The organism is Micromonospora qiuiae, assembly GCF_016863555.1.
In the GTDB taxonomy this organism is placed as follows: domain Bacteria; phylum Actinomycetota; class Actinomycetes; order Mycobacteriales; family Micromonosporaceae; genus Micromonospora; species Micromonospora qiuiae.
Genome location: NZ_BOPC01000006.1, coordinates 1 through 711, shown reverse-complemented (window position 1 = coordinate 711; position 711 = coordinate 1). Strand labels below are relative to the sequence as shown.

General features: G+C 68.8%; 1 protein-coding gene. It reads left to right on the top strand.

Annotated elements, in window-relative coordinates; genetic code table 11:
• On the top strand, positions 1 to 706 hold a 706-nt coding region (locus Vqi01_RS02040), incomplete at its 5' end, for an esterase/lipase family protein (RefSeq protein ID WP_204032438.1).
• Between the last annotated feature and the right edge of the window lie 5 nt (positions 707 to 711).

The following is a 711-nucleotide window of genomic DNA, read 5'->3' as shown; positions in this document are numbered from 1 at the left end:
CCGGGCCGCCACCGCCGGCGCCGATGATCATCTGCGGGTGCTCGCCGACGCCAACCCGGTCATCGTCGTCGGTGGGCTCAGCGGCATCGCCGTCGTGTACGAACCACTCGCCGCCCGGCTGCGGGCCGACGGCCACCAGGTCTGGATCTACCAACTGCCGAACCTCGGGCTCGGTGACATCGCCGCCTCCGCCAACAGCCTGCGTGGCTTCGTCGGACAGGTCCGCTCCGCCACCGGAGCGAGCCGGATCGACCTGGTCGCCCACTCTGAGGGGGGCCTGGTCAGCCGCTACTACATCAAGAATCTCGGCGGCGGCGACGTGATCGGGCGCTACGTCAGCCTGGGTACGCCGCAGTACGGCACCTACGTCGCGAACATCGTGGCGTTCCTCGGCCTGGGTAGCTGCGCTGGCGTCGTGGCCTGCCAGCAGATGACGATCGGCTCGTCGTTCCTGGCTGCGCTCAACGCCGGCGACGACACCCCGGGTGCGGTGCGCTGGACCACCGTACGCACCTGGCAGGACGAACTGGTCCGGCCGGTCGACAACGCCATGCTGGCCGACGGCGCCACCAACGTGCTGATCCAGTCCAAGTGCCCGCTGCGCGTCGTCAACCACCTCGGTCTGGTCGTCGACGGCACCACCTACTCGATCATCCGCCAAGCCCTACGCGACCAACCCATCAACCCCAACTGCCTGGCCCTCTAACACCA